Here is a 24,921-nt window from a genome sequence, read left to right on the forward strand (position 1 = left end):
CTCGTCTCACCCTCGGTACAGCTCTCCGGGCGGTGGGAGGCACTCGCGTAGCATGGCGACGAATCGTCCGGTACCCCTCGCGGACTGGAACGGAAGGCCGTTGCCACGTGAACCCACATCCCTCCATCGAGGCCCAGGACAGGCCCGCCCGGCTCACCGTCGGAGTCGTCGGGGCAGGCCGCGTCGGGCCGGCGCTCGCCGCGTCGCTGCAGCTCGCGGGGCATCGCCCGGTGGCCGTCTCGGGGGTCTCCGACGCCTCGGTGCGGCGCGCCGCCGACCTGCTGCCCGGTGTCCCGCTGGTCCCCCCGGCCGAGGTGCTCGCCCGTGCGGACCTCGTGCTGCTGACCGTCCCCGACGACGCCCTGGCCGACCTGGTGCACGGCCTCGCCGAGACCGGCGCCGTACGGCCGGGCCAACTGCTGGTGCACACCTCCGGGCGCTTCGGCACGGCGGTGCTGGAGCCGGCGACCCGGGCCGGCGCGCTGCCTCTGGCGCTGCACCCGGCCATGACGTTCACCGGCACGTCCGTGGACGTGCAGCGGCTGGCCGGCTGCGCCTTCGGGGTGACCGCGCCCGAGGAACTCCGGATGGCCGCCGAGGCACTGGTCATCGAGATGGGCGGAGAGCCAGAGTGGATCGCGGAATCCGCCCGTCCGCTGTATCACGCGGCGCTCGCCATCGGCGCGAACTACCTGGTCACGCTGGTGGCGCAGGCCATGGAGCTGCTGACGAAGGCCGGTGTGCGGGCCCCGGACCGGATGCTCGGCCCGTTGCTCGGCGCGGCCCTGGACAACGCGCTGCGCTCCGGTGACGCCGCCCTGACGGGCCCGGTCGCCCGGGGGGATGCGGGGACCGTTGCGGCCCATGTGGCGGAGCTGCGCAAGCACGCCCCGCAGGCCGTCGCCGGCTATCTGGCCATGGCCCGTACGACGGCCGACCGGGCGCTGACGCACGGTCTGCTCAAGCCGGAGCTGGCGGCGGAGCTGCTGGACGTGCTCGCGGGCCCGGCCCCCGATGGCGGTACTGCCGGTCCGGCCGCGTCTTCCGGAGGGCAGGCGCCCTCCGACCCGCCGTCCGGGACCGAGGGCGAGGCCGAGGACGAACGGGATCGTGATCGCGACCGTCCCGAGGGTGCCGAGGGGGCCGAGAGGGCCGAGCGGTCCACGGACGCCGATCACCCCGACCGGACCGTGGACACCGATCCCACCTCCGGTCCCATCCGTCCGGAATCCACTGGCCCGTCTGAAGGCCCCCGGCCCACCCGGCCCGACTCGCCCGATTCCGCATCCCCCGACCTCGGCCCCCACGGAGGCGACGCATGACCTCCTCGCCCGTCAGCCCGACCCCGGACGCCGCTCGCACGGCGCCGGAACCCCAACTCGTGCGCACCGCCGCGGCCCTGCGCGCGCTGCCGCGCCGCAGCGGTGTACGGGCCGTCGTCATGACCATGGGGGCGCTGCACGAGGGGCACGCGGCCCTGGTCCGGGCCGCCCGGGAGCGGGTCGGGCCGCAGGGCCAGGTCGTCGTCACGGTGTTCGTCAATCCGCTGCAGTTCGGGGCGGGCGAGGACCTGGACCGCTACCCGCGGACCCTGGACGAGGACGTGCTGCTGGCCGCCCGGGCGGGCGCGGACGCCGTCTTCGCGCCGTCGGTCGACGAGGTCTACCCGGGCGGGGAACCGCAGGTCCGCGTGTCCGCCGGCCCCATGGGCACCGTCCTGGAGGGCGCCAGCCGCCCCGGGCACTTCGACGGGGTGCTCACCGTCGTCGCCAAGCTGCTCCATCTGACCGCGCCGGACCTGGCGTTCTTCGGGGAGAAGGACGCCCAGCAGCTCGCCGTGATCAGGCGGATGGCGGCCGACCTGAATTTCCCCGTCGAGGTCGTCGGCGTCCCGACGGTGCGGGAGGCCGACGGGCTGGCCCGTTCCAGCCGCAACCGCTATCTGTCCGGCCCGGAGCGGTGCACCGCGCTCGCGCTGTCCGCGGCGCTCTTCGCGGCCCGCGACCGGCTCACCGCCGAAGAGGCGCTGCGCGCCCGCGCCGCCTCCACCGGGCACCCCGTGCAGGACCGTTCCGCGGCGCTGGCCGCCCTCGGGGAGGACCGGGCGGCCGCCGACGCGCACGCCGTCGCCTACGCCGCCTCGGGCCCGCCGCACGGCCCGTCGGTGGCCCGCGCGGCCGCCGGCGCGGTGCTGGAGGACGCGGCCCACCTGGACCCGCCGCTCCACCTGGACTACCTGGCCCTGATCGACCCGCGCGACTTCACCGAGGTCCCGGACGACTACGAGGGCGAGGCGGTCCTCGCGGTGGCCGCCAAGGTGGGCACCACCCGGCTCATCGACAACATCCGGCTCGTGTTCACCGCGGGCGCCGCCCCGTATCCGGCCGCCGCCCAGGGACGGCACGGCGGCCCCCAGGGGAAGTCCGCGCCCGCGCCGGTCTCCGGAGCCACCCGCAAGAGCAGGAAGTCCACCCCACCCCAAGGCCCCCTCGGAGCGACCCGATGACCGCTACCGGAACCGCCACCGGACCCACCGGCATACGACTCACCGCCCCCGCCCCCGGGTGGTCCATCACGGCGGACGTCGTCGTCGTGGGCTCCGGCGTCGCCGGGCTGACCGCCGCGCTGCGCTGCGCCGCCGCCGGTCGCCGGACCGTCGTCGTCACCAAGGCCCGCCTCGACGACGGCTCCACCCGTTGGGCGCAGGGCGGGATAGCCGCGGCCCTGGGGGACGGCGACACCCCCGAGCAGCACCTGGCCGACACCCTCGTCGCGGGCGCCGGCCTGTGCGACGAGGAGGCCGTGCGGGCCCTGGTGACCGAGGGCCCGGACGCCGTCCACCGGCTGATCGAAGCGGGCGCCCGCTTCGACACCGCCCACGGGAGCGACGAGATCGCGCTCACCAGGGAGGGCGGCCACCACCGCAACCGGATCGCGCACGCCGGCGGCGACGCCACCGGCGCGGAGATCTCCCGTGCACTGGTCGCCGCGGTCCGCTCCGCGGGACTGCGCACCATCGAGAACGCGCTGGTCCTGGACCTCCTCACGGACGCCGAGGGCCGGACGGCCGGCGTCACCCTGCACGTCATGGGGGAGGGCCAGCACGACGGCGTCGGTGCCGTACACGCGCCGGCGGTGGTGCTCGCCACCGGGGGCATGGGCCAGGTGTTCTCCGCGACCACCAACCCGGCCGTCTCCACCGGCGACGGGGTGGCCCTGGCGCTGCGCGCCGGTGCCGAGGTCTCGGACCTCGAATTCGTCCAGTTCCACCCGACCGTGCTCTACCTGGGACCGGAGGCGGAGGGCCAACAGCCGCTGATCTCCGAGGCCGTACGCGGCGAGGGTGCCCACCTGGTCGACGCGGACGGTACCCGTTTCATGGTCGGACAGCACGAACTCGCCGAGCTGGCCCCGCGCGACATCGTGGCCAAGGCGATCCTGCGCCGGTCCCTGGAGCAGGGCGTCGAGCACATGTACCTGGACGCCCGCCACTTCGGCGCCGAGATGTGGGAGCGCCGTTTCCCGACCATCCTGGCCGCCTGCCGCGTGCACGGCATCGATCCGGTCACCGAGCCGATCCCGGTCGCCCCGGCAGCCCACTACGCCTCCGGCGGCGTCCGTACGGACCTGTCCGGCCGGACCACCGTCCCCGGCCTGTACGCGTGCGGCGAGGTGGCCTGCACCGGTGTGCACGGCGCCAACCGGCTGGCCTCCAACTCCCTTCTGGAGGGCCTGGTGTTCGCGGAGCGGATCGCCGCGGACATCGCCGCCGACGGGCCGGCGGTCCCGGCCTCCGCCCCGGTGGAGACCCGCGCCCCGCTGCCCCTCCTCCAGCCCGAGGCGCACGTCGCCGTCCAGCGGATCATGACCGCCGGGGCCGGTGTGCTGCGCAGCGCGGCCAGCCTGGCCCGGGCCGCCGAGGACCTCGACCGGCTCCACCAGGAGGCCGTCGAGGCGGCGTCGGACCCCACTCCCGCATCTGTCAAGGCCCCCGAGCCCGGTGTGGAAGCCTGGGAGGCCACCAACCTGCTGTGTGTCGGCCGGGTCCTGGTCGCCGCCGCGCGGCGGCGCGAGGAGACCCGCGGCTGCCATTGGCGGGAGGACCACCCGGACCGCGACGATGCCTCCTGGCGCCGGCACTTCCGCATCACCCTCGGTGCCGACCGCACCCTGAGCGTCCACACCACACAGACCGCCGGCTTTCCGCCGACCGTCGGCCCCGCCCCTCAGTCCGCCCCTCTTCCCGATACGGAGCCCACCCCGTGAGCAGCACCCCCGACCTCCCCCTCCTGCAGATCGGCCGGCTCGGCGCCACCCCCGAAGGCGGAGGCTGTGGCGACGCCTGTGGGTGCGCCGGTGACGGCGACGCCTACGAGCTGGACCCGCTGACCTGTGGGCTCGACCCGGACCTGGCCGCCCTCCTGGTGACCGCCGGCCTCGACCCCGTCCAGGTCGAGGACATCGCGCACATGGCCATCGAGGAGGACCTCGACCAGGGCGTGGACGTCACCACCGTGGCCACCGTCCCCGAAGACGCCTTCGCCACCGGGGACTTCACGGCCCGGGAGCCCGGCACGGTCGCCGGTCTGCGGATCGCCGAGGCGGTGCTCTCCGTCGTCTGCACCGACGAGTTCGCGGTCGAGCGGCACGTGGAGGACGGCGAGCGGGTCGAGGCCGGGCAGAAGCTGCTGTCCGTCACCACCCGCACCCGCGACCTGCTCACCGCCGAGCGCAGCGCGCTGAACCTCCTGGGCCGACTGTCCGGGATCGCCACCCTGACCCGCGCCTGGGCGGACGTCCTCGAAGGCACCGAGGCCAAGGTCCGCGACACCCGTAAGACGACGCCGGGTCTGCGCGCCCTGGAGAAGTACGCGGTGCGCTGCGGTGGTGGGGTCAACCACCGGATGTCGCTGTCCGACGCGGCGCTCATCAAGGACAACCACGTCGTGGCGGCGGGCGGCGTCGCGGAGGCGTTCACGGCCGTGCGGCGCGAGTTCCCCGGAGTGCCGATCGAGGTGGAGGTCGACCGGCTCGACCAGATCCCGCCGATCCTCGCCGAGGGCGCCGACCTGATCCTGCTGGACAACTTCACGCCCGAGCAGACCCGGGAGGCCGTGGAACTGGTCGCCGGCCGCGCGATCCTGGAGTCCTCGGGCCGCCTCACCCTGGACAACGCCCGCTCGTACGCGGAGACCGGCATCGACTACCTGGCCGTGGGCGCGCTCACCCACTCCGCCCGGGTCCTCGACATCGGCCTGGACCTGCGCGAGAGCGACGACGAGAGCCTCTGATCGCCATGCTGCTGACCATCGACGTGGGCAACACCCACACCGTGTTGGGCCTGTTCGACGGTGACGAGATCGTCGAGCACTGGCGGATCTCGACCGACGCCCGCCGCACCGCCGACGAACTGGCGGTGCTCCTCCAGGGCCTGATGGGCATGCACCCGCTGCTCGGGGAAGACCTGGGCGACAACATCGAGGGCATCTCCATCTGCTCCACGGTCCCCTCGGTGCTCCACGAGCTGCGCGAGGTGACCCGTCGCTATTACGGGGACGTCCCGGCGGTCCTGGTGGAACCGGGCGTCAAGACGGGCGTGCCGATCCTCATGGACAACCCCAAGGAGGTCGGCGCCGACCGGATCATCAACGCCCTCGCGGCCGTCGAGCTGTACGGCGGCCCCGCCGTCGTCGTCGACTTCGGCACCGCGACCACGTTCGACGCGGTGAGCGCCCGCGGGGAATACGTGGGCGGCGTGATCGCCCCGGGTATCGAGATCTCCGTGGACGCGCTCGGTGTCAAGGGCGCCCAGCTCCGCAAGATCGAGCTGGCCCGGCCGCGCAGCGTGATCGGGAAGAACACCGTCGAGGCGATGCAGTCCGGCATCCTCTACGGCTTCGCCGGCCAGGTGGACGGCGTGGTGCAGCGGATGGCCCGGGAGCTGGCGGACGACCCGGACGACGTGACGGTGATCGCCACCGGCGGGCTGGCGCCGATGGTGCTCGGCGAGTCCTCGGTGATCGACGAGCACGAGCCCTGGCTGACCCTGATCGGCCTGCGGCTGGTGTACGAGCGCAACGTCGGGCGGCGGTAACCGGGGCGGCGGAGGGGCGCGGTCGGTTCCCCACTGGGGCGCCCGTGTGACGCGCGCCCCGCTGCCGCGCCACCGCATGCGAATTAAGCGGCTTTTTTCCGAATTGGTCGTAAAGTCGCCCCATGCCAATGCCATACGGATCCCGCGGCGGCATGGCCTTCGGCGCCGATGAGTTGCGTGTACTCCGTCGCGCCCTCGCCCATGCCCTCCAGACGACCTCTCCCGCCGCGCCCCTGGGCGCCCTCGGCGCGGACCGGTCGCAGGACGTCCAGGAATACCTCCGGCTGGCCGAGGCGGTGGACGAGGCGGTCCGCGAGGGCGCCCGCCTGCGCGCCTTCCTGCTGGCCGACCTCGCCCGCTACCGCGAAGCCCTGCCCGGTGCCGCCACCGGCTATCTCACGCGGCTCAAAGAGGCGCTGGCGGCCGGCCATGTCCCCGGCCCCGACGACCTCGCCGCGCTGCGCTCGCTGCTCGCCCGGCCCGCCGCCGAGACCGAGCGGAAGCGCCGCACCGCACTGCTGCGGCACTGCGAGCGGCTGGCCGAGCACACCGTCCGGGTCCGCCTGCGCGCGCTGCCGGGCGGGCGTTCGAGTGCCTCCCCGGACGCCCTCACCGGTGGTCGCACCGGCGGCCGTCCGCGCCCCTCGGCCGCGGCGCCCAGGAGCGTGGCGGAACCCGGCCCGGACTCCGGCGCGGACCCCAATCGGGATCCCCAACAGGAGCCGCGACCGGAGCCCCGCCGGGAACCGCCCAAGCCCGCCCCGCGCCCCAAGGCGCCGCGGCCCGACCGGCCGATCCCCACTCCCGGTGAGGTGTTTCCGCCCCGTCGGAAGCCTGTCCCGCCCCCGGAGACCCGCACCGCCTGAGCGCTGCGTACTCTGGCTGGGTACTGTCGCGGGCTTACGCCTTGAAGGAGGCCCATGCCATGGATTACGTCGCCGCGCTGCTCCCGCCCGTAGTGATGGCAGTCGCCTTCACCTGCCTGATCGTCACGATGATCAAGAGCCAGGGTGGGCAGAACAAGTCGAAGGAGGACGCGGCCGTCGACGAGGCGTTCGCCCGTGCCGAGGCCGCCGGGCAGGAGCCCAAGGCGTTCCGCGCCTGAACTGCCGCCATTTCCGGCGGGCCGCCCGCTCAGTACGGCTCGGGATTGACCGTCCCGGGCCGTACTTCCTTTTTCCGGACCAAACGCAACGAGATCAACCGGCATTCGCGACATCTCCCACTATTCTTCTTGTGTGCCGAGACGCTTGGGTGATCTGGAAGACGCGGTGATGACGCGGGTCTGGGAGTGGAACCGCCCGGTCACTGTTCGAGAAGTTCTGGAGGATCTCCAGAAGGAACGGTCGATCGCCTACACCACGGTCATGACCGTATTGGACAACCTGCATCAGAAGGGCTGGGTGCGCCGCGAAGCCGAAGGCCGCGCCTATCGATATGAGGCGGTCTCCACTCGCGCCGCCTACTCGGCCGCACTCATGAACGAAGCATGGTCCGCCAGTGACAACCCCGCCGCCGCACTAGTGGCCTTCTTCGGCATGATGTCGCCGGAACAGCGGCAAGCCCTCCGCGATGCCGTGCGGATGGTGCAGGTCGACGATCGGCCCGAAGCAGAGGAAGAACAGGCGACGGCCCGCGAAGGCGCCGGGGAACAGGCCCGGGAAGAACAGCCGCAAGCCGCGGATGAAGCGCCGGCCGGCGAAGGAGATGAACCCGGAGCGGAGGCCGGCGGCAAGGGGCGATAGCGTCCGGGCATGCCAGCGCATTCAAAAGGGCTCACCGTCCGCCGTGCCCGGACCAGCGATGTACCGGCCGTCCGCCGCCTCATCGACGCCTACGCGCACGAGGGGATCCTGCTCGACAAAGCGACCGTCACGCTTTACGAGGACATCCAGGAGTTCTGGGTGGCCGAGCGGGACGAAGACGCCGAGGTCGTCGGTTGCGGAGCACTGCACGTCATGTGGGAAGACCTGGCCGAGGTCCGTACCCTGGCGGTGGACCGGTCACAGCGGGGGACCGGAGTCGGCCACCAGGTCCTGGACAAGCTGCTGGCCACCGCGCGGTGGCTGGGAGTGCGGCGAATTTTCTGTCTCACCTTCGAAGTCGACTTCTTCGCCAAGCACGGCTTCGTGGAGATCGGCGAGACTCCCGTAGACGGGGATGTCTACAGCGAACTGCTGCGTTCCTATGACGAGGGCGTTGCCGAGTTCCTCGGTCTCGAACGAGTGAAGCCCAACACCCTGGGCAACAGCCGCATGCTTCTGCACCTGTGATCAGCGTTCTATGTCCGAATCGCTCCCCTATCTCATGGCTACGGAAGCATGCGTTCCCCGCTCTGTGGGCAAGTGAACCCTACCCAAGGGTTTGTGTTTTTCCCGGAAAAGCGGTTTGCTTTCCGTCGTAATCCACATTCGATGAAAGGGAATCCTGGTGGCACAGAAGGTTCAGGTTCTTCTTGTCGACGACCTCGACGGTGGCGAGGCCAACGAGACCGTGACGTTCGCTCTCGACGGCAAGTCCTACGAGATCGACCTCTCCGACGCCAACGCGGAGAAGCTTCGCGACGGGCTGGCCGAGTTCGTGAAGGCCGGCCGCAAGACCGGTGGCCGTTCCGCTGGCCGCGGGAAGGCCCGTGCGGCTTCCGCGGGCTCCCCGGACACCGCGAAGATCCGTGCGTGGGCGAAGGAGAACGGCTACAACGTGAATGACCGTGGCCGTGTCCCCGCCGACATTCGCGAGGCATTCGAGAAGGCCAACGGCTGATCGCCGTACGCGCGATCAGATTGACCGTTACGAGCACGTACCAACCGGGCCCGGTGGCACTCCGTTGCCGCCGCGCTCACGAGCCGTACGAGGTCGGGGGCGCCCCCAACGTCCCCGATTCCTGCCCCGATCCCCGTGATGGGCAGAGAATTCTCCACCTCGTACCCAGGCCGGGGAGGCCGCACCCACCCCGCGGCCTCCCGCGCGCCGCAGTCATCCGGCGCCCGGCCCTCTGAGGGGGGTGCCGGTGCGGGCATCCGCCCCCCGGCCCCACGTGCGGTGAGATCCGCCGCGAGCGTGCCCCACTCCAGCCATTCCAGGATTTCCGGGAGCTCCTCCGCGCCACCGGCCGCGATGAGCAGGAGCAATTTCGGTCGATCCGCCGCACTCTTTTCGCCCGGTCCGGGCCGCAACAGGGCGACCGGACCGGTACGCGGCATCCGCTGCAGAACGGCGCGTCCCGCGTCGGCGGGCATCTCCAGGACGTCGAAGCGCAGGCCCGTGAGGAGTTCCACCGGATCCGTGCCGGTGGACGGCCAACCGAGCTCCTCCTCGTACCACCGGCGGACGGTGGAGAGCGGGGAGCGGGGTCGCGGAAGCGCGCAGGCCATGTCCGGTGCAACTCCCGGCATCGCGGAAGGTTACGTTGCGTGTATGGAGCGTTGCATTCCGTATATTGCGGAGGGGGGCACGGGGGCATCCCGGGATGTGTGGGTGTTCGCCCGTAGCGGAGGGAAAAGGCCCGCGCCGCATGGAGTGTCAGTGGCAGCGGGTAAGACAGTCTCAGTGGGAAGAGACGCTGTGACCGGCGCCCTCGGCAGTTCGCCGCCGCCTTTGGCCGGTGGTGGACGGTGTGTCGGCGAGGCCCGCGTTCGCCACGGGCGTAGTGGCGGCATGCGTATATGCCTGGCCTGCGGGAACATCGTCTCGCACCATCGAGTTGGAGCAGATGTCAGCTGTTCGGCAGTAAATTTCCCCGTCGGAGCGGGGTGATCCGGACGGGTGTCGGCAGTTGGAATGAGCTGTCCCGCCCTGCGGGACTAGCATGCGGAAGGACAGGGAGGGGACCGACCCCTTACTGCCTGACCGCTCTGAGGAGCGATTAACGATGTTCGAGAGGTTCACCGACCGTGCGCGGCGGGTTGTCGTCCTGGCTCAGGAAGAAGCCCGGATGCTCAACCACAACTACATCGGCACCGAACACATCCTCCTGGGTCTGATCCACGAGGGTGAGGGTGTCGCCGCTAAGGCCCTGGAGAGCCTCGGCATTTCGCTCGAGGCGGTCCGCCAGCAGGTGGAGGAGATCATCGGCCAGGGCCAGCAGGCCCCGTCCGGTCACATCCCCTTCACGCCCCGTGCCAAGAAGGTCCTGGAGCTGTCGCTCCGCGAGGCCCTCCAGCTCGGCCACAACTACATCGGCACCGAGCACATCCTGCTCGGCCTGATCCGCGAGGGCGAGGGCGTCGCCGCCCAGGTCCTCGTGAAGCTGGGCGCCGACCTGAACCGGGTGCGCCAGCAGGTCATCCAGCTGCTCTCCGGCTACCAGGGCAAGGAGGCCGCCACCGCCGGCGGCCCCGCCGAGGGCACGCCCTCGACCTCCCTGGTCCTGGACCAGTTCGGCCGCAACCTCACGCAGGCCGCACGGGAGACCAAGCTCGACCCGGTCATCGGGCGCGAGAAGGAAATCGAGCGGGTCATGCAGGTGCTGTCCCGCCGCACCAAGAACAACCCGGTCCTCATCGGCGAGCCCGGCGTCGGCAAGACGGCGGTCGTGGAGGGCCTGGCGCAGGCCATCGTCAAGGGCGAGGTGCCCGAGACCCTCAAGGACAAGCACCTCTACACCCTCGACCTGGGCGCGCTGGTCGCCGGCTCCCGCTACCGCGGTGACTTCGAAGAGCGCCTGAAGAAGGTCCTCAAGGAGATCCGCACCCGCGGCGACATCATCCTGTTCATCGACGAGCTGCACACCCTGGTCGGCGCGGGCGCCGCCGAGGGCGCCATCGACGCGGCCAGCATCCTCAAGCCCATGCTGGCGCGCGGCGAGCTGCAGACCATCGGTGCCACGACGCTCGACGAGTACCGCAAGCACCTGGAGAAGGACGCGGCCCTTGAGCGCCGCTTCCAGCCGATCCAGGTCGCGGAGCCGTCGCTGCCGCACACCATCGAGATCCTCAAGGGCCTGCGGGACCGCTACGAGGCGCACCACCGGGTGTCCATCACGGACGCCGCGCTGGTCGCCGCGGCCACCCTGGCCGACCGCTACATCTCCGACCGCTTCCTGCCGGACAAGGCGATCGACCTGATCGACGAGGCCGGCTCCCGGATGCGCATCCGCCGGATGACCGCGCCGCCGGACCTGCGCGAGTTCGACGAGAAGATCGCCGACGTCCGCCGCGAGAAGGAGTCCGCGATCGACTCGCAGGACTTCGAGATGGCCGCCGGCCTGCGCGACAAGGAGAAGCAGCTCCTGGCCGCGAAGGCGAAGCGGGAGAAGGAGTGGAAGGCCGGCGACATGGACGTCGTCGCCGAGGTGGACGAGGAGCTGATCGCCGAGGTCCTGGCCACGGCCACGGGCATCCCGGTCTTCAAGCTCACCGAGGAGGAGTCCAGCCGGCTCCTGCGGATGGAAGACGAGCTGCACAAGCGCGTCATCGGCCAGAAGGACGCCATCAAGGCGCTCTCGCAGGCGATCCGCCGCACCCGTGCCGGTCTGAAGGACCCCAAGCGTCCCGGTGGCTCGTTCATCTTCGCCGGCCCGTCCGGTGTCGGTAAGACCGAGCTCTCCAAGACGCTCGCCGAGTTCCTCTTCGGCGACGAGGACGCCCTGATCTCCCTCGACATGTCGGAGTTCAGCGAGAAGCACACGGTCTCCCGGCTCTTCGGTTCGCCCCCCGGCTACGTGGGCTACGAAGAGGGCGGCCAGCTCACCGAGAAGGTGCGCCGCAAGCCGTTCTCGGTCGTCCTCTTCGACGAGGTCGAGAAGGCCCACCCGGACATCTTCAACTCGCTGCTGCAGATCCTGGAGGACGGTCGCCTGACCGACTCCCAGGGCCGGGTCGTGGACTTCAAGAACACGGTCATCATCATGACCACCAACCTCGGCACCCGGGACATCTCCAAGGGCTTCAACCTGGGCTTCGCCGCCCAGGGCGACGTCAAGACCGGCTACGAGCGGATGAAGGCGAAGGTCAACGAAGAGCTCAAGCAGCACTTCCGGCCCGAGTTCCTCAACCGTGTCGACGACACCGTGGTCTTCCACCAGCTCACCGAGGACGACATCATCCAGATCGTCGACCTGATGATCGACAAGGTGGACGAGCGCCTCAAGGACCGCGACATGGGCATTGAGCTCAGCGGCGAGGCCAAGTCGATGCTGGCCAAGCGCGGGTACGACCCGGTGCTCGGCGCCCGTCCGCTGCGCCGCACGATCCAGCGCGAGATCGAGGACGCCCTCTCGGAGAAGATCCTCTTCAACGAGCTGCGTCCGGGCCACATCGTGGTCGTCGACGTGGAGGGCGAGGGCGAGTCCGCCAAGTTCACCTTCCGCGGCGAGGAGAAGTCGGCGGTGCCCAGCGCCCCGCCGGTGGAGTCCGCGACGGGTGGCTCCGGTCCCAACCTGAGCAAGGACGCGTAGTCCTTACCTGAGATACGCAGCCGCCCCGGAACCGTTCGATCGACGGTTCCGGGGCGGTTTTGTGTTGCACGGGGCCTTTACGTGCGGGGGCGGGGGTAGACCGTGACGTCGAGGTGGGGCGGGAGGGGGTAGACGGCGGAAGGCGTGACCCAGCAGAGGTGGAGGTCCTGAAGGGCAGCGAGGGACGCTGTGGGGGAGAGGTCGGCGGGGCCGCCGATCAGGCCGAAGAGCTGGAGCGTGCGGATGTTGGGGAAAGCCGGGAGGGCAGAGCGCAGCAGCTCACTGAATTCAGTGAGGGAGCGGCGTCCCGTATTGAGGAGACTGAGGCGCTTCACCTGCGGGAGTTGGAGGCCCGGGGGAATGCCGGGGGAGGTTTCTCCTTCCGCCAGGCCGAAGGAGAAGGTCTCCAGGCTGTCGAGGAGGGAGAGCGCCCGCCATCGTTCCGTGGCGAAAGCGTCCGTCATCCGTTGCAGCTGGATCACTTTCAATCCCGGCCAGGAAGTGAGCCGGGAGAAGTCGGGGAGAATTCGCTGGCCGAGGACGAGAGTGGTCAAGGGGGCGTCCGTGGGGAAGGCGGCCAGGCCCTCCGGTGGGAGGGGGACGTAGAGCGTCAGGGATTCCAAGCGGCTCAAGCGGTCGAGTTCCCGCGGGGTGCGTACTCCGGTGTCGGCGCGGCCGGTGACTCCCAGGTAGCGCAGGGGCAGGTCGGCGAGCGGGGCGACGGTCTTGACGGCCGGGCAGTCCCGTAGCGTCAGGGATTCCAGTGCGGGGAAGTCGCGAAGGAACGTGAGGTCGCTGAGGCTGGGGTTGTCGGCCAGCAGCAGATCCGTGACCTGGTGCGGATGCAAGCCGTCGAGGAGTTCTCCAGCGGTGAACTCGCCGCATACGGTGGCATGGCGCCGGCCGCCCAGAGCCTTGAATACACGGAGTTCGGCGGGTGAGGAGACGGTGACACTCACGTCGGGGGCGAGCTGCTGGATGACTTCTTCGGCATACCGGTCAGTGTCGAATTTCTGCCAGTGGAGCCCCAGTTGGGCGTGGACCGTGCGTGCGGGGTGGTTCCGGAAGGGCTTGACGCATTCCAGGGCGGCGTCGGTGCCGAGGGATGCGGCGGTGAAGATCACCTCTTGGGCCTCATCATCCTCCAACCCGTCCGGGCCGGGTAGCAGTTCCAGGACGAGCGGGCCCGCGTCGACGAGCAGGTGCGATTCCTCGCGGGTGCGCGGCGGCAGGATCACCTGTGCCCGCGCGTTGACCTCGTCCCGCACCGCCGGGTCCAGTTCCGTCGCGTGTTCCAGGCAGGCCATCGCGAGCAGGTCGGTGCGGAGCGTGCCCTTGACGAGCAATCCCCTTAGCAGTTCGGCCCGTTCGCGCGGCCGGGCATGGGCGACCGCCATCCGGATCACGTCCTCCCACTGGGAGTCCGTGGCGTGCTGCAGCAGCAGGCCGAAGTCGCCCTCCTCCACGGCGGCCTTGGCGCCCAGGTAGTCCTGGAAGGTGCGGTGGACGAAGTCGACGGTGCCGGGGGCCGGTTCGCGGAGCAGGCCGCTGCGGTGGAGGAGGTGGCGGAAGACGGTCGGGGCGTCGCCCTGGGCGGCGGCGACCGGGACGGCGGGGAGGGCGTCGGCGACGATGCGTTCGGCGCGGTCGCGGTCGAGTTCGGTGCGGCCGTTGCGGATCAGCCAGTAGGCGAGGCGCTGGAGGAGCTGGATCTGCGGCTCGTCGGCCAGCTCGACGCCGTCCGGGCCGCGCATGTCGCGTTCCCGGTCGCGGCGGGAGAGCAGCATGCTCAGGGCAGCGTCGTAGAGCTCCTTGCGGCCGTGCGGGAGGTAGCCGCGGCGGTCGCGGTGGAGGGCGCAGATCAGGCCACACATGAGGGGGTTGGTCGCGAGGCGGCCGAGGTCCGGCTTGGTGCGGACGGCGTTCAGGAGGGACTGCTCGTAGGAGTCCAGGAGCGCGGGGTCGTCGGCGTCGTGGCGGGCGGCGCGGTGCCAGCGGGAGAGAAAGGCGGCGACCTCGTTGCGGCTCATGGGGGAGAGGGTCAGTTCGTCGAAGCCGTCGGGGGCCAGCCAGTCGTCGCGGACCGCGGAGGGGCGGGTGGTGACCAGCCAAAGGTTGCCGGGGAAGGCGTCGAGGAGGTCGCGCAGCCAGCGGCGGGTGGCCTCGCGTTCGCGGTCGGGGATCTCGTCCAGGCCGTCGATCAGGAGAAGGGCACGGCCGGAGGTCAGCACGCGGTCGGCCCAGCCGGGCGGTTGCCCGCCGGAGACCGGGGAGCCGGTGGCGGCCAGGAAGCGGTCCGGGGTGGGGAGGGCGGCGCCGGCGCGGGTGAGGGTGCGCAACGGCAGGACGAAGGGGATGCGGCCGTAGAGGTGGGGGAGGGCGGTGTCGCCGACGGGTTTGGTGCAGGAGACGGCCAGCCACTGGACGAGGGTGCTCTTGCCGGAGCCGGCGACGCCGCGGAGGAGGACACGGGACCGGCCGGCCAGGGCCTGGTCGGCGGGGACGGCGGTGCGGTGCGGGAGGTCGTCGAAGGGGCCTTCCGCGCGGCTCGGGCCGGTCGCCTCCAGGCTCATGTACGCGGCGTCCAGGGGCCAGCGGTCCGGGGAGTTGTGCAGGTCGATGCCGTAGATGGTGAGCCGGCCGTGCTTGCGGGCGAGGTGGGAGAGGTAGGTCCGCTCGAAGGCGAGGTCGGCGGCGCGGGGGGACGGGTGCCGCGCGAGGAAGTCGTCGATCTTCGTGACCAGGGTGTCCAGAGTGTGGCTCTGCTGGACGAGGGTGCGCGCGATGAAGGTGGAGCGCTGGGTGAAGAAGTGGATGACGTGCAGGCAGGCGGTGGTGAGAAGGGTGTGGTGGAGGAGTTCGGCGTCCCGGGAGAGGTCGCGGGTGGCTTGAGGGGCCGCGGTGGTCAGGCACTCCGCGAGGGCCGCCGGGCCCAGCCGGACGGCCTGGACGTCGTCCATGGTCACGGTGCCGAGGGCGGCGAGGGTGCCGGCCAGGGCCGCGGCCACCGCGGCCTCCTCGTCCTCGGGGATCGGGCGTTCGCCGGGTGCCGCGGAGCGCACGGCGCGCCGGACCAGCTCCGCGGCCAGTTTGTGCAGGTCCTTGTCGGCGAGGCTGCGCCGCTCGCCCCTGAAGGAGACGAGGGCGGAGATGCGGACCGGGGCGTTGACGAGGCCGGCGCCAGGGCCCTCCTGGACGAAGAGTTTCTTGACGAGCGGTGCGACGACGCCGGACGCGAGCCGGGCGCCCAGTGCTGACGGGTCCATGTGCGGTCCGTTCCCCCCTGCCGGTGCTGCCTGTCGGCTGCTGGCTGTGATGTTGTCCGGATCAGGTTAGAGGGGCGGGCGGGGGCCGGTCAGGCGTTTTTGAATTTCCCGGTGGCCGCGGATCAGGAATTACGTAACGCGGGTCACATCCTTTCTCGTAACGCGGGTCACATTGCCTTCCGGGATTGTGTAATGCGGGTCACGTGAAGGGTTTGGATTCTCGTGACATGGCGCACAGGGATTTGGGTCCTACTAGTCGGAGTAGGGGAATTTCGGGGAGTGGGGGGATGGTGGGAGGGGAGGGTTAACGGGCAGGTGGGAGGGGGTGTGGTGGGTGGTCTGGGGTGGGTTCGCGGCGGTCGGTGAGCGTGCCGGCTATTACGGGTCCCGGTAGTAGAAAGGGGGCCTTGGCGCCAGGGCGGAGGCGGGTTACCAAGGAATGGCGATCCCGGGCCGCAGCCGGGAAAACCCATTCACTTCCTCCCTGGAGATGAAACCCGCATGTCGAAGTTCGCCGCGATACGCAATTCCAAGAACTCCACCAAGGCCGGTAAGTACGCGCTGCGTCACCGGGTGGCCGTCGTGGCCGCCGGCGCCGGTATCACCGCCGCGCTGGGCGCCGGTGTCGCCACCGCCGCCGACGGCGGGCTGCTGCACCTGACCGCGGGCGTCAGCAAGGCCGTCGCCGCGCAGGCCGACGCGCAGGCCAAGGCCGCCACGGACGCCAAGGTCACCGCGGCGAAGGCCAAGGTGGACGCGGCGAAGAAGGCCAACGCCTGGGTGAAGCCGGTCAACAACTACGTTCTGGGCGAGCCGTTCGGCATCGCCGGCAGCCACTGGGCCCACAAGCACAGCGGCCAGGACTTCGTCGTGCCGACCGGCACCGCGGTCCACGCCGTCCACAAGGGCACGGTCGTCAAGGCCGGTCCGTGGGGCGGCGGCGACGGCCCGGCCTACGGCAACGCGATCGTGATCAAGCACGCGAACGGCATGTACACCCAGTACGCGCACCTGTCACAGATCCAGGTCCACGTGGGTCAGCAGGTCTCCACCGGCCAGCAGATCGGTCTGTCCGGCAGCACCGGCAACTCCACCGGCCCGCACCTGCACTTCGAGGTCCGCACCGGCCCCAACTACGGGTCGGGCATCGAGCCGACCGGATTCCTGCGGGCTCACGGCGACGCCGTCTGAGCTGAATCCGGCCGGGCTGGCCGGCGGCCCGGCGGGTTCGCCGCCGTGACCAGTTCTGTGGCGACCCTGAGGATGGCCTTGCGCTTCTCCTCGGGGTCGCCCTCCACGTTCTGCATCGCGAACATGCCCGCGTGCATGGCGAACAGTGCCGTGATGCAGCGCACCTGGTCCACCAGCTCGGCGTCGTCGTCCTTCAGCAGGTCGTAGAGGGTCAGCATCCGTTCCTTGAAGCGCCGCCCGACGGTCAGGTCGCGGACGGTGCCCTGGTTTTCCTGCATGAAACGGAAAAGGGCCTCGGAGGACCGCAGCGACTCGTGGTAGCGGCGGATCACCTCCTGCTTGGTCTCCAAGGTGCGCGGCTGCTCCTGCGCCCAGTCGATCAGCTCGTCGATGGGCCGGCACAGGTCCTCGAAGAGGCTGACGACGATGTCTTCCTTGGTCTTGAAGTGGTAGTAGAGGGCGGCCTTGGTGACGTCCAGCCGCTCGGCGATCTCGCGCAGCGAGGTCTTCTCGTAGCCGTGTTCGGAGAACAGCTCCAGGGCGACGTCCTGGATGCGCTGGCGGGTGTTCCCCCGGCGCGGCTGTGGTGCGCTGCTCATGCTGCTCTCCTGCGTGACGACGGTGTCGGTGCGGGGCCGGGCACGGCCCGCGTCCCGGCAATCATCTGCTGCCCCGCTGGTCACGGACCTACCCACCCGGGCGTCAAAAACTTACTTGACGCCCGGCTAGTAACTCTTCTACCTTCTCACTGTACAAAACTAGCCGGGCGGCAAGTAAGTAAGAAACGATGGGGAAGTGATGGGGATGTCGCGGACAGCGGCCCCGACGGGGGAAATACAGGAGCCGGCGCAGGGCACGGGCAGACGGCCGGCCAGCGTGCGGATGGTGGTCTTCGCACTCATGATCGCGATGCTCCTCGCGATGCTGGACAACATGATCGTCGGCACCGCGATGCCCACGATCGTCGGTGAGCTGGGCGGGCTGGAGCACCTGTCCTGGGTCGTCACCGCCTACACGCTGGCCACCGCGGCGTCCACGCCGATCTGGGGCAAGCTCGGCGACATGTACGGCCGGAAGGGCGTCTTCCTGACGTCCATCGTGATCTTCCTGATCGGCTCCGCGCTGTCCGGCATGGCCCAGGACATGGGCCAGCTGATCGGCTTCCGCGCCGTACAGGGCCTGGGCGCGGGCGGTCTGATGGTGGGCGTCATGGCCATCATCGGCGACCTGGTCCCGCCGCGGGAGCGCGGCAAGTTCCAGGGCATGATGGCCGGCGTCATGGCCGTCGCGATGATCGGCGGACCGCTGGTCGGCGGCACCATCACCGACCACCTCGGCTGGCGCTGGAGCTTCTACATCAACCTGCCGCTCGGCGCGATCGCGCTGATCATGGTCACCGCGGTGCTGCACCTGCCGAAGAAGCGGTCGCAGACCCGGATCGACTACGCGGGCGCGGCCCTGCTGACCATCGGCATCACCTCGCTGGTGCTGCTGACCACCTGGGGCGGCACCGAGTACGACTGGCTGTCGAAGCAGATCGTGGGCCTGGGCATCCTGGCCGTCGTCGCGCTGGTCGCCTTCGTCCTCGTCGAGCGCAAGGTCAGCGACCCGGTCATCCCGCTCCGGATCTTCCGGAACGCCAACTTCTCGCTCGTCACGGTTGTCGGCTTCCTGGTCGGCTTCGTGATGTTCGGCGCGATGACCTTCCTGCCGCTGTTCCAGCAGACCGTGCAGGGCGCCTCGGCGACCAACTCCGGCCTGCTGCTCCTGCCGATGCTGCTGGCGATGATGGTGGTGTCGCTGATCGCGGGCCGGGTCACCACCCAGTCCGGCAGGTACAAGATCTTCGTCACCGGCGGCGGCGCCCTGATCACCATCGGCCTGGGCCTGCTGGCCCTGATGGACGTCGGCACCACGCGCCTCACCTCGGGTCTCTACATGGCGGTGCTCGGCGCCGGCATGGGCTTCCTGATGCAGACCACGATGCTGATCGCGCAGAACAGCGTCGAGATGAAGGACATGGGCGTCGGCTCCTCGTCCGCGACCCTGTTCCGGACGATCGGCGGCTCGTTCGGCGTCGCGATCATGGGTGCGGTCTTCACCAACCAGGTGAAGGACACGATGATCGAGAAGCTCGGCTCCGCGGCCGGCGCGAAGATGACCGGCGGCGGCGCCCAGATGGACCCGAAGACGCTGCCCAGCCTGCCGGCCCCGGTGAAGGACGCGTACGCGCACGCGGTGGCGTCCGGTTCGCACCAGGTGTTCCTGTGGGGCGCGATCATCAGCGTCGTCGGCTTCGTCGCGGCATGGTTCCTCAAGGAGGTCCCGCTGCGCGGCAGCGGCCCGTCCGCGAAGTCGGCTGACGCCGACGCGGCCGCCGAGAAGCCCCTGGTCGTCGAGGCGGTCTGACGCCGACGGCCTGACCGCCCGCGGACAGCGAACGGCCCCTGGTGTGCGTGACGCACGTACACCAGGGGCCGTTTTCGCTCTCAGGCGCCGGGCAGTTGGCCGTTCTTGACGGCACCGACGAACGCCGACCAGCCGGCGACCGGGAAGACGAGCGCCGGCCCGTGCGGGTCCTTGCTGTCCCGGACGGGGACGAGGCCGGGGAGGGTGTCCACGACTTCGATGCAGTCGGCGCCGTCACCGTTGCTGTAGCTGCTCTTGCGCCAGGTGGCAGTCGTGAGGAAGTCATCGGAGACCTCGATGCATTCGCCGCCTTCAGCGTTGCTGTAGGTGCTCTTGCGCCAAGTGGCAGACGTTAGGTCAATCCCCTTGCTGCGCTTCATCTCTGTAGCCCCTTGCCGATTCCTCGATCATGGCCAGGGACGCCTTGGGTGACAGTGCGGCGGCCCTGAGCAGATCGTACGACCTCCGGTAGTTCGTCACGAGCGGTGGATAGTCGATGATCTGGCTGCTGTGAACACCCTCTGTGTAGGCCAGCGGTGGGGCATCCGGGAAGGTGAGAATCTTGAGCAGCCCCATCATGAGTGAGTGATCCGTCTCCGACTCCGGGAGGATCTGCACAACGGTCCGACTGCACCTCATCAACTCGGCGATGTGCACGAGTTGTTCGGCCATCTCCTTCGGCGGAAGTAGCGGCTTACGGAGCAGGGGCTCGTGCAGAATCCCCCAGTACGTGGCTCGGTTGTCGTGCTTCCAGAATTCAGCGCGCGCCAGTCTCGCGCGGACACGTTCCTCGACGGTCTCAGGCGACGCCCAGGCTGCTGTGGACTGAGCGATGCTTTGGGCGTACGCCTTCGTTTGCAGCAGGCCAGGGATGAGGAACGGCGCCCAGTCCTCGATCGTCGTGGCGGACTTCTCCAAGTCCGGGATCTTCGCGAAATACGGAGGATGCCCTGCCAGTCGAGCCTTGTGGACTGCCTCGTAGTGGCGCTCGAAGAAGCCACCCGTCTTGAGTCTCTTGTCGATGTGGACGGCAAGATCCATCGGCATGCCCAGTTCGCCGCGCTCGATCCGGCTGAGTAACGGTGCGCCGCGGAAGCTGCCCTCCACCAACTGGTCCAGCGTGAGGCCCGCGCTCTCCCGCAAGAAGCGCAACTCGGCGCCGTAGAAGGACGGGACGCTCGCGGACGGGTCGGGGTCCTTGCGAGGGGACATGACTCACCACCACCACTTGCTCGTTGGGTCTGCAGGCCCGATTCCCTTCCAAAGTAGGGCGACCGGCGCCACGCTGTGAGCGATTCATCACAATGCGCACAGGAAGGTGAACGACCATGGATGACGTGCACGAGTGTGCCGAGGGGCTGCGGTCCGCGCTGAAGGCCAACGGGATCACGCTGCCCTCCCTCGGCGTCGAACTCCCCTCGTTCGCGGGGGCCTACCCGCCGCCGCTCGTCGCGCTCGGCAACTGCAACATGGCCACCGCCCGGAAGCTGGCCGAGGTGCTGCACAAGGCGGCGGCGCGGTGATGACGGTCCGGCTGCTCGCCGTGCCGAAGGAGGTACCGATGCTGCGGCAGGCGGTGCGGGCCCATCTCGGCGCGTCGGCTTCCTGCGAAGTGGAGCTGTGCGTCAGCGAGTTGGTGGGCAACGTCATCCGGCACGTGGGGGAGGGTGCGCCGGTCACCGTGCACGTTCGCAGGATCGGGGACGGGCGGACGCGGATCGAAGTCATCGACCCCGACCCGCGCGCCCTGCCCGTCCTGCTCCGGGCCACCGTGGACGACGAGAACGGGCGTGGCATAGCGCTGCTGGACGCCGTCGCGCTGCGGTGGGGCGTACGGCAGGAGGAGGCCAGCAAGACGGTCTGGTGCGAGGTGGCGGCGGAGCCGGCGACGACGTAGGTCGGGGGCCGCGCCGCCCCGTCAGCGGTCCGGCAGCTGGATGACCGGGAAGCTGCCGGTGGAGGTCGGGGCGTTCTCCGGGAGCCAGAGGACCGAGACCGCGCCGGTCGAGCCGTCCGTGAGCTCGTCGGCGTTGCGGAAGGTCAACCGCGCACCCAACACCCGCGCCTGCCCCACCGCGATGGTCAGGCCCAGGCCGTGGCCGACGCCGGCGCGGTCGCTGCTGCCGGTGCGGAAGCGGCTGGGGCCCTCGCGCAGCAGGGCCTCCGGGAAGCCGGTGCCGTGGTCGCGGACCCGGATGACGCGGCCCTCGACGCTGACCTCGATGGGCGGCTTGCCGTGCCGGGAGGCGTTCGCGATGAGGTTGCCCAGGATGCGTTCGAGGCGGCGGGGGTCGGTGGAGACCTCGGCGTCGCGGATGACCTCGACGGTGACGCCGGAGTCGAGGGCGCGCACCCGGCGGGTGACGAACTCGCCCAGGGCGACGTCCTGGAGCTCGGCGCGCTCGGCGTGGCCGTCGAGGCGGGCCACCTCCAGCACGTCCTCGACGAGGGTGCGCATGGCCTGGGCGCGGTCGCGGACCAGTTCGGACGGGCGGCCGGGGGGAAGGAGTTCGGCGGCGGTCAGCAGGCCCGTCACCGGGGTGCGGAGCTCGTGCGCGATGTCCGCGGTCACCCGCCGCTCGGCCTCGATGCGCTGCTGGAGGGCGTCGGACATGGCGTCCACCGCCCAGGCGAGGTCGTCCGTCTCGTCGCGGACCCGGCCGCCGCCGACCTCGTCGCGGACCCGGACGGAGGTGTCGCCGTCGGCGAGCTTCCCGGCGGCCGCGGCGGCCTTCCGCAGCCGCTGGGAGAGCCGGCCGCCGACCAGGACGCCCAGCGCGCAGCCGCCGACCACCACGGCCGTGGAGCCGATCAGCAGCGCCTGGTCGAGGTCGTCGAGGACGGCGAAGCGGTCGGGGAAGCGGTCGTGGAGGGAGAGCACACGGCCGTTGCTGAGGGGGGAGGCGGCCCAGACCTCGGGGGCGGTCTGGCCGGTGTCCTCCAGGTAGGTGGCCCGGTCGCCCTCCTTGACCTCCTTGCGGAGGGCCTTGGGCAGCGCCGGGTCGTCGATCTTCGCGCCGAACTGGAGGCGGTTGGTGGACTCGAAGATCTTCTGCGTGAAGTTGAGGCGTTCTATCTGGACGTCACGGCTGTTGTCGAGCATGGAGACCCGGGCGGCGTTGTGTACGACAAGGCTCAACGCCACCGCGACCAGCGCCCCGACGAGCGCGATCGCGGCGCTGAGTTTCCATCTCAGACCCGTTCGCAGGGCCAGCCTGACCACCGGAGGTGTCAGCCTCTCAGCTTGTATCCGAAGCCGCGGACCGTCTCGATCCGGTCCTGGCCGATCTTGCCGCGCAGCCGCTGGACATGGACGTCCACGACCCGGGTGTCGCCGCCCCAGCCGTAGTCCCACACCCGCTCCAGCAGCCGGTCGCGGGAGAGGACGGTGTTCGGGGCGGTGGAGAACTCCAGCAGCAGCCGCATCTCGGTCGGCGTCAGCGCGACCGTCTCGCCGCCCTTGCGGACCTCCATGCCCTCGGTGTCGACCTCCAGGTCGCCGAAGCGCAGCACCGCCTCCGCCAGGCCGTCGCCGTCCGCCGTGCCGGCGCCGGCACGGTCGTCCGGGCCGCTGGCGTGGCCGAAGCGGCGCAGCACGGCGCGGATCCGGGCGACCAGCACCGCGCCGTCGAACGGCTTGGTGACGTAGTCGTCGGCGCCGGCCTCCAGGCCCAGCACCACGTCGATCGAGTCGGCGCGCGCCGACAGCATGATCACGGGGACCGTGGACTCGTCACGGATGCGGCGGCAGAGGCTGACGCCGTCGAGCCCGGGGACCATCACGTCGAGCAGGGCGATGTCGGGACGGTTGGCGCGGAACGCCTCCAGGCCCGCGAGCCCGTCGGGCATCGCGGTGACCACGAAGCCGTCCCGCTCCAGTGCGAGCTGGGTGGCTTCACGGATGACGTCGTCGTCCTCGACGAAGAGCACGTGGGTGTCGGCCATGCGGTTCTCTTGCCCTCCGCTCACATGGTTCCGTCGACGGTGGTTTCGTCGTCGACGGTGGTCTTGCTGTAGTCGGTGTGGTACCGGTCGTACTCGGTGAAGTGGTCGTTCGCCCAGCGGTACGTCATCACATCTTCCCCCGAGGGGCAGCACACCTTGTCGCCCGTGTCATAGGTCTGCTTGGAGACCTCCAGCTCGCCCTTGCTCACTCCGGCGTAGACCGACGGCTGCTCGTTCGCGTACACGTTGTCATACCCGTCCTGGGAGCCGGCGCGCTCGCGGTAGACGTACGCGCCGAGGCCGACGGAGTCCGCGCAGGTCATCACGTTGACGATGATGTCGGAGGACTTGCTGCCGGTCAGTGAGGCGTAGGTCACCTCGATCGGGTACTCGTCCGCCGCGCACGGCTTGGCGACGGCCCGCTTCACGTCCGCGCTGACCTTCGGGTCCGCGGCGAGCAGCTTGACCGCGTTGACCTTCTTGTAGTGCGTGCTGGGCGTGGGCGCCGGCGTGGAACTCACTGCGCCCCGGGGCGCGGGAGTGCTGCTGGCCGTGCCCTCCTTGCGTATGCCCTCGCCCCCAGGGGTGCATCCGGCGAGCAGAAGACCAACGGCGGCCACGCCCGCTGTGGCCGTGCCGCCCTTGGTCCAACCGTTTCTGGCCAGGCCCCTGGTCAGCCTGTATCTGGACAATCCGCTCCTGCTCACCGTGCCGCTCGCACAGCCGCCGCTCCCCTTGTCGCCGCGCGCTCGACCGCTGCTCCTGAGGAGATTGTCGCGCGCCGGGCCGTGAGCCGGGCTGTGGGCTTGGTTACGTCGCCGGCCGTGCCGGCGGAAGTGCTCCCCGTCGCGCCGCCGGTCAGGCCGCGCAACGCTCCCGCTCCTGCTCCCCGCGCTCCAGGATCCGGGCGTCTATGTCGCGGTTCTCCAGCTCCTGGCGGAGCCGGGCGAGGGCCCGGTGCAGGGTGCTCTTGACGGTGCCGGTCGACATGCCGAGCGCGGCGGCGGTCTCCTCGGTGCTCATCTGCTCCCAGTGCCGCAGCACGACGACGCTGCGCTGCTTGGGGGCGAGCACGCCGAGGATGTCCATCAGCAGGGCGCGGTCGGCGCGCTGCTCGGTGCCGTCGTCGACGCTGGCGTCCGGGAGCTGCTCGGTGGGCACCTCTTCCAGCTTGCGGGCGCGCCACCACTCGGTGCGGGTGTTGATCATGACGCGGCGGAGGTAGGCGTCCGCCAGCGACTTGTCCGCGATGCCGTCCCAGCGGCCGTAGGTGCGGACGAGGGCCGTCTGGAGCAGGTCCTGGGCGTCGACCGGGTCCGGCACCAGGCGCCGGGCGCTGCGCAGCAGGGCATCCTGCCGGGTCCGCACGTACTCCTCAAAGTCCAGTACCTTGCCGCCGCTGGTCGCCATCCCGACGCCTCCGATCCGCTTTCGTTTCCCCACGTTGTCCGTGCCGGCGGTCATCTCCAGCACGGGAATGACGCTACGGAGGGGGTGTTGCGGCGTAATGTGCGTCGGCCCCTCAGGGAGTGCACGGAAAACCGTCGGTTGTGTAACAGCCCGCTGGGGGTCATACCTCGGACGGACAGGGGCCGGAGCGGCGTCATACTCCCGGCGGA

Annotated in this window: 23 protein-coding genes and 1 pseudogene; 15 read left to right on the plus strand and 9 right to left on the minus strand. The window is 70.4% G+C overall.

Features of this window, described 5'->3' with window-relative positions; all coding sequences use genetic code 11:
* Positions 1-107: 107 nt before the first annotated feature.
* From JNO44_RS24560 to JNO44_RS24605, 10 genes and pseudogenes are all read left to right on the plus strand, one after another.
* Positions 108-1,067, plus strand: a pseudogene (locus JNO44_RS24560) (Rossmann-like and DUF2520 domain-containing protein); the annotation flags it as partial.
* Between the two features lie 251 nt (positions 1,068-1,318).
* Positions 1,319-2,506: a pantoate--beta-alanine ligase gene (gene panC / locus JNO44_RS24565; RefSeq protein ID WP_205366117.1), complete on the plus strand. Its 1,188-nt coding sequence runs from the start codon at positions 1,319-1,321 to the stop codon at positions 2,504-2,506.
* Positions 2,503-4,266, plus strand: coding sequence for an L-aspartate oxidase (locus tag JNO44_RS24570; protein WP_205366118.1), 1,764 nt, complete (start codon positions 2,503-2,505; stop codon positions 4,264-4,266). The genes panC and JNO44_RS24570 overlap by 4 nt, the downstream gene beginning before the upstream one ends.
* Positions 4,263-5,291 carry a carboxylating nicotinate-nucleotide diphosphorylase gene (gene nadC, locus JNO44_RS24575; RefSeq protein WP_205366119.1) on the plus strand — a complete coding sequence of 343 codons (1,029 nt, stop codon included), beginning with the start codon at positions 4,263-4,265 and terminating at the stop codon, positions 5,289-5,291. The genes JNO44_RS24570 and nadC overlap by 4 nt, the downstream gene beginning before the upstream one ends.
* Positions 5,292-5,296: 5 nt before the next feature.
* Entirely contained in the window at positions 5,297-6,094 is a 798-nt protein-coding gene (locus JNO44_RS24580) for a type III pantothenate kinase (RefSeq protein ID WP_073444461.1), read from the plus strand.
* Positions 6,095-6,216: 122 nt separating this feature from the next.
* Positions 6,217-6,960: a hypothetical protein gene (locus tag JNO44_RS24585; protein ID WP_235094010.1), complete on the plus strand. Its 744-nt coding sequence runs from the start codon at positions 6,217-6,219 to the stop codon at positions 6,958-6,960.
* Positions 6,961-7,019: 59 nt separating this feature from the next.
* Positions 7,020-7,199: a hypothetical protein gene (locus tag JNO44_RS24590; RefSeq protein WP_073444463.1), complete on the plus strand. Its 180-nt coding sequence runs from the start codon at positions 7,020-7,022 to the stop codon at positions 7,197-7,199.
* 169 nt (positions 7,200-7,368) lie between these two features.
* Positions 7,369-7,839: a BlaI/MecI/CopY family transcriptional regulator gene (locus JNO44_RS24595; protein ID WP_235096068.1), complete on the plus strand. Its 471-nt coding sequence runs from the start codon at positions 7,369-7,371 to the stop codon at positions 7,837-7,839.
* Positions 7,840-7,848: 9 nt separating this feature from the next.
* Entirely contained in the window at positions 7,849-8,367 is a 519-nt protein-coding gene (locus JNO44_RS24600) for an amino-acid N-acetyltransferase (RefSeq protein ID WP_205366121.1), read from the plus strand.
* 157 nt (positions 8,368-8,524) lie between these two features.
* Positions 8,525-8,857 carry a histone-like nucleoid-structuring protein Lsr2 gene (locus tag JNO44_RS24605; RefSeq protein ID WP_205366122.1) on the plus strand — a complete coding sequence of 111 codons (333 nt, stop codon included), beginning with the start codon at positions 8,525-8,527 and terminating at the stop codon, positions 8,855-8,857.
* Here JNO44_RS24605 and JNO44_RS43670 read toward each other — a convergent pair.
* The gene (locus JNO44_RS43670) at positions 8,788-9,468 is read right to left on the minus strand and encodes an SCO3374 family protein (RefSeq protein WP_240167995.1); all 681 of its coding nucleotides are present in this window, start codon (positions 9,466-9,468) and stop codon (positions 8,788-8,790) included. The two genes, JNO44_RS24605 and JNO44_RS43670, sit on opposite strands and share 70 nt — an antisense overlap.
* Positions 9,469-9,965: 497 nt before the next feature.
* Between JNO44_RS43670 and JNO44_RS24610 the strand changes: the two genes are divergently transcribed.
* Complete coding sequence (locus JNO44_RS24610; protein ID WP_205366123.1) at positions 9,966-12,491, plus strand: ATP-dependent Clp protease ATP-binding subunit; 2,526 nt, start codon at positions 9,966-9,968, stop codon at positions 12,489-12,491.
* 77 nt (positions 12,492-12,568) lie between these two features.
* Here the strand turns inward: JNO44_RS24610 and JNO44_RS24615 are convergent, their stop codons facing one another.
* A complete protein-coding gene (locus JNO44_RS24615) occupies positions 12,569-15,757 on the minus strand; it encodes an NACHT domain-containing protein (protein WP_205366124.1) in 3,189 nt (1,062 codons plus the stop codon).
* A gap of 501 nt (positions 15,758-16,258) precedes the next feature.
* On the opposite strand from JNO44_RS24615, the gene JNO44_RS24620 reads away from it, so the two are divergent.
* The gene (locus JNO44_RS24620; protein ID WP_205366125.1) at positions 16,259-16,948 is read left to right on the plus strand and encodes a M23 family metallopeptidase; all 690 of its coding nucleotides are present in this window, start codon (positions 16,259-16,261) and stop codon (positions 16,946-16,948) included.
* On the opposite strand, the gene JNO44_RS24625 is transcribed toward JNO44_RS24620, so the two are convergent.
* On the minus strand, positions 16,930-17,547 hold the full coding sequence (locus JNO44_RS24625) for a TetR/AcrR family transcriptional regulator (protein ID WP_205366126.1): 618 nt from the start codon (positions 17,545-17,547) through the stop codon (positions 16,930-16,932). The genes JNO44_RS24620 and JNO44_RS24625 overlap by 19 nt on opposite strands.
* A 283-nt stretch (positions 17,548-17,830) precedes the next feature.
* Here JNO44_RS24625 and JNO44_RS24630 point away from each other — a divergent pair, with 283 nt between their 5' ends.
* A complete protein-coding gene (locus tag JNO44_RS24630) occupies positions 17,831-19,357 on the plus strand; it encodes an MDR family MFS transporter (protein WP_205366127.1) in 1,527 nt (508 codons plus the stop codon).
* Positions 19,358-19,437: 80 nt separating this feature from the next.
* Here JNO44_RS24630 and JNO44_RS24635 read toward each other — a convergent pair whose 3' ends face one another.
* Both JNO44_RS24635 and JNO44_RS24640 read right to left on the minus strand, forming a co-directional pair.
* Positions 19,438-19,737: a DUF397 domain-containing protein gene (locus JNO44_RS24635; RefSeq protein ID WP_205366128.1), complete on the minus strand. Its 300-nt coding sequence runs from the start codon at positions 19,735-19,737 to the stop codon at positions 19,438-19,440.
* Positions 19,715-20,569, minus strand: a complete 855-nt coding sequence (locus tag JNO44_RS24640; protein WP_205366129.1) for a helix-turn-helix domain-containing protein — start codon at positions 20,567-20,569, stop codon at positions 19,715-19,717. Before JNO44_RS24640 ends, JNO44_RS24635 begins: the two co-directional genes overlap by 23 nt.
* 116 nt (positions 20,570-20,685) lie before the next feature.
* On the opposite strand from JNO44_RS24640, the gene JNO44_RS24645 reads away from it, so the two are divergent.
* Positions 20,686-20,880 (plus strand): hypothetical protein, encoded by a 195-nt coding sequence (locus JNO44_RS24645; RefSeq protein ID WP_039634104.1) that lies wholly within the window; start codon positions 20,686-20,688, stop codon positions 20,878-20,880.
* Positions 20,880-21,254 carry an ATP-binding protein gene (locus tag JNO44_RS24650; protein ID WP_205366130.1) on the plus strand — a complete coding sequence of 125 codons (375 nt, stop codon included), beginning with the start codon at positions 20,880-20,882 and terminating at the stop codon, positions 21,252-21,254. Before JNO44_RS24645 ends, JNO44_RS24650 begins: the two co-directional genes overlap by 1 nt.
* Before the next feature lie 21 nt (positions 21,255-21,275).
* Here JNO44_RS24650 and cseC read toward each other — a convergent pair whose 3' ends face one another.
* From cseC to JNO44_RS24670, 4 genes are all read right to left on the minus strand, one after another.
* Positions 21,276-22,580, minus strand: coding sequence for a two-component system sensor histidine kinase CseC (cseC, locus tag JNO44_RS24655; RefSeq protein ID WP_039634101.1), 1,305 nt, complete (start codon positions 22,578-22,580; stop codon positions 21,276-21,278).
* An 8-nt stretch (positions 22,581-22,588) separates the two neighbouring features.
* A complete protein-coding gene (gene cseB / locus JNO44_RS24660) occupies positions 22,589-23,302 on the minus strand; it encodes a two-component system response regulator CseB (protein WP_205366131.1) in 714 nt (237 codons plus the stop codon).
* Positions 23,303-23,322: 20 nt separating this feature from the next.
* Entirely contained in the window at positions 23,323-23,994 is a 672-nt protein-coding gene (locus tag JNO44_RS24665; RefSeq protein ID WP_420882676.1) for a hypothetical protein, read from the minus strand.
* Positions 23,995-24,160: 166 nt separating this feature from the next.
* The gene (locus JNO44_RS24670) at positions 24,161-24,712 is read right to left on the minus strand and encodes a SigE family RNA polymerase sigma factor (protein ID WP_018540435.1); all 552 of its coding nucleotides are present in this window, start codon (positions 24,710-24,712) and stop codon (positions 24,161-24,163) included.
* Between the last annotated feature and the right edge of the window lie 209 nt (positions 24,713-24,921).

It is taken from the genome of Streptomyces noursei, assembly GCF_016917755.1.
Taxonomy (GTDB): Bacteria; Actinomycetota; Actinomycetes; order Streptomycetales; family Streptomycetaceae; genus Streptomyces; species Streptomyces yunnanensis.